Here is a 3878-nt window from a genome sequence, read left to right on the forward strand (position 1 = left end):
TAGCCACACTCTACAGCGATGTTGGCAAGGACAGCCTTATCACCAAGGTTCTCTCCGCGCTGAAACTGCCCTATTAATAGCCGCTCTACCAAAATCTGCGCATCGCCGCTTTGTTGTGCCCAGTGAATGAGTCGATGCGCCTGAAACGTATTGACTAGGACCTTGATGTCTTCAAACCGGTAATCCAGTCCATAGGCAGCGCCAGCATCACGCACATGTTGGAATGCCGCTTGAACCCGTTCGGGGCCACCAAACTTCTTAACCAGGTGAGGCAGGTAAGGCTCACCCTCTGGCGACACGCTGGGATTCAGGAAGAACGGGCGCCAACGCTTGATGCAACGAATATCAGGATGCCTGCGCCGGACAGCCTCGAGGGCCAAGTCCAGCCGACGCAATCCTATGAAGCACCACGGACAGACAACGTCGGAAACAATTTCAATGGTCAAAGGCTGCGACGGGTTCATAGGCAACGTCTCTCATCGATGAAATATCCATGTGAGTCATTTCTCTGCGCCTGACTTTGCATATCGCCAACCAGCCTCTCAGCCAGTGCCAGCAGCACTTCAGCGCGCTCTAGGCCATCGATGAATCGCCGGGGAATACCGGACAGGCCAACCATCGCGCCACTGAGAGCGCCTGTCAGCATGGCGCGTGCCTGGTTCTGACCACCACCGTTTAGGGCGTGCAGCACGGCAGATTCGAAGTCGTCTTGGAAGCGGGCCGTCAGGTAGTAGGCAGCAGGAAACTGGTGATGGACCCCGCAAGGAAGGCCGTAGAGCAAACTTACTTTGGAGGCAGGTTCGATGCGAATTCCCGAGTCGTGTGCTGCCCGGGCGACGCCCGATGGCGTCACCAAGGCATCGTGAGAAGGAAAGAACGTCTCCATACATGGCTGACAGTCGGTGTGTATTTGTACCTCTAGCCTTCCCTGAGCGGCAGCGTGGAGTGGTTGCACTGCTGAATTGAAGCGAGCGATTCGTTTGTCGGCCTTGATACGGTCCATGAGTTTGTCGGATATGTCGGCATCAAATCGATGCCCTTCCACCAACATACCCAGTACCGCACCGTATGTGGTCGTTGTAGTCAGGACGTTACTGTTTGTTTGAGTTAGCGCTGTATTGGCAGTCACTGCCCATGCCAGTTTGGCCGGATTGAGCGCATAGCGCACCGCAATAGCGATAATACGTTCGGCTGCCTCCGTGTTATCGACATCACTACCGAAGCTCCCCCAAGCCAGCCCTTCTTGGACTCGGTTGCGCCAGGCATCCCGAATGGATTGGCTGGTGTAGCCACCAGGGCCATTCATCGAGGTGCCGTCGAGTTGGGGGAAAAGCTCTCCGTCCAGGCGCAGGCAAAAATCTGCTTCGTCATAGCCGCTACAGTCCGCCAGAGAGCGCAACGTCATCTCCAACAGGATGCCAGATTGAGAGGGCTGTCCGGGCTCGACTCCCTCGTGATAACGCCCAGGTTTGGGGCGTGTATAGGAATCAATCCAAGGGCCGTAGTCGGCGACCATTTGGTCCAGGTCGTAGTACCAGTGGGGGCCGACACCCAAGGCATCACCGACAAACGCTCCCATCAGGGCGCCTAAGGCACGGTCGCGGAGGCGGTCCGGGTTGGTCAATGGCATCACTTGCGCTTCCATACGGTTACCTCACTCAGGGTGTGTTGATGCTTGCGTCGCGTCTCGCGGATGACGAAGGGAACCGAGAGGGGGGCTTCGACCAGGACGAAATTTCGGCCGAGGATTTCCTTGAGACCGTCCAAGGTGGTGTGGGATTCTCCATCCCTCTTGAACCCACCAATCCACTCGGAGCGTTTGGTGTACTCCTCCAGCCAGGTGTAGGGCGAGGCCAGTACCAGCAAGCCGCCCGAGTTCAGGCGGTCGGAGACTGTATCGAGGAAGCGGCGCGGTGCGTAAAGTCGGTCGATGAGGTTGGCAGCCAGGATAAGGTCGAAGCCGCCGAAGATGTCCTTCAGGTTGCAGGCATCGCCTTGCCAGAACTCGACGCGTTGTGCAGTCTCCAGCAGACCCAGGCTGTCTAGGCGGCGTTCGCGGTAGCTGACCAACTCGCCTTCCTCGGGCACCATGTACCGGATGGCACCGGTTTCGGCCAGTCGGATACCCACCTGGATGAAGCGCGCGGAAAAGTCGATGCCGATGACCTTGTCGAAAGTCTTGGCCAACTCAAAACTGGCCCGGCCGGTAGCACATCCCAAGTCGAGGGCCCGACCTGTGCTGCCGTTGCCGTGGCGTCGATGGAAGTCGATGGCCAGTTGGGCCATGGCCTGCGGGAAATTCGGGACGCCAAGGGTCGTTTCACCGTAGTGGAATTCAGCGTACTGGGAAACCATGGCATCGGTCTCATAGGCCGACACGGGGTTCGTCACTGGTGTGTCTGTCACCACGTAACGGAAGCCGGCATGCTGGAAAAAATGGCGGCGGAAGGCATAACGCGAGGCGTGGCGTGACTCATTACCTGTGGCAATCCAGCTGCCGCCCTTGATGATGTTGTGCCGTTCATCAAAGGTCGGACTGGTGAAATCGTCATAGATGGGATGGACGTCGAAGCCGTCGAATGGATAAGTCGGCGTTTCGCACCATTGCCAGACATTACCCACCACATCCGCCAAATCGCCGTGGATGAAGCGATTGACCGGGCAACTCGAGGCCCAGTGGTCGAGATGCAGATTGGCAGCCGCTGGCGCATCATGAGGGACGTCAGACAGATGGACATGGTCATACATCCGATGCCATTCGTCCTCAGTCGGCAAGCGCACCGATTGGCCAGTTTCCCGCGCTTTCCAGCGGCAGAAGGCACGAGCCTCCAGGCAATTGGTTTCCACCGGCCAGTCCCAGGGCATCGGCACTTCTTCGGCCAGCAGGCGCAGCTTCCAGCCATCAGCCGATGGCACCCAGAACGTGGGAAACTCTGCCCGTGCGAAACGGCGCCAACCCAAACCTTCTTCGCCCCATAGGCTGTCGTCAGTATAGCCACCGGCTGTCACGAACTCGAGGAATTCGCCGTTACTCACCAGATAACCGGAGGCTTGGAAGGCCGGGACTTCAACCTGATGGTGCCCGTATTCGTTGTCCCATCCGTAGATGGGGTCGGTGAAGTCCCTGCCAAGCACCACCCGACCACTGGGAATGTTCACCAGCGTATTGGTGGGGGCAGGGCCACTGTCGCGGCATGGCTGCCAGTTGAGATGGGGTTTGACGTATTTCAGGTCATGCTGACGCATCAGCACTGAGGAGGTTTCCAGATGGATGCGGTCATGCTCAATACCCATCAGTACGACCCAGAATGGGTCATCCCAGCCGATGGGCAAGGAAAACGGTGTGTACCGAATCACGCCATCAATCACTTCACGGGCCTTGTTGCGGTAGGCGCGTACTTCTGCAACCGTGGGCCACTCGTACCGGGCGTCATCGAGGTCATCCCAGCTCATTTCATCCACGCCGATGGCGAACATGGACTCCAGCCTGGGGTCGATGCGTTTATCAATCAGGCCGGCGAGCAAGAATTTATTGATGAAGAACGTGGCCGTGTGGCCGAAGTAGAAAATCAGGGGATGTCGTAATGTAATGGGCTTCTTGTAATAAGCCTCATCGCAGGACAGCACATCGAATACAGACTCGTAGCGGTCAAAGGTGGCATGGAAGTAATGCAGCAGCTCAGCACGCTTGGCTTCAACGTCGCTGCCGGCGAGAAACGGTGTACGGGGGAATAGGGATTTCACAGTGTTTAGCCTTCTTCAATTTGGTGCTGAAGGTAGTGTATTGAGCTACTTTACAATGGTAAAGTACGCACCTTATGGTGCCTATGGGCTTTCAATCATGACCGAGCGCAAGACGAATCCGTGCTTTAAGCAAT

3 protein-coding genes are annotated in these 3878 nt (G+C 57.1%); all 3 read right to left on the reverse strand.

All coding sequences use genetic code 11. The annotated features are described in order from the left end of the window. Positions 1–464: DsbA family oxidoreductase (locus ETQ85_RS25555; protein WP_148581795.1), on the reverse strand; the 464-nt coding region annotated here is incomplete at its 3' end. Continuing rightward, positions 461–1645, reverse strand: coding sequence for an ADP-ribosylglycohydrolase family protein (locus tag ETQ85_RS25560; RefSeq protein ID WP_148581796.1), 1185 nt, complete (start codon positions 1643–1645; stop codon positions 461–463). The genes ETQ85_RS25560 and ETQ85_RS25555, both read right to left, overlap by 4 nt. Continuing rightward, positions 1630–3744 (reverse strand): 5-histidylcysteine sulfoxide synthase, encoded by a 2115-nt coding sequence (gene ovoA / locus ETQ85_RS25565; RefSeq protein ID WP_148581797.1) that lies wholly within the window; start codon positions 3742–3744, stop codon positions 1630–1632. Before ovoA ends, ETQ85_RS25560 begins: the two co-directional genes overlap by 16 nt. Between the last annotated feature and the right edge of the window lie 134 nt (positions 3745–3878).

The sequence above is a fragment of the Zoogloea oleivorans genome (genome assembly GCF_008107625.1).
GTDB classification, from domain to species: domain Bacteria; phylum Pseudomonadota; class Gammaproteobacteria; order Burkholderiales; family Rhodocyclaceae; genus Zoogloea; species Zoogloea oleivorans.

Excerpts from the sequence above, each read along its gene's own strand:
- ETQ85_RS25560 (WP_148581796.1), bottom strand. The coding sequence starts at position 1,645 with ATGGAAGCGCAAGTGATGCCATTGACCAACCCGGACCGCCTCCGCGAC.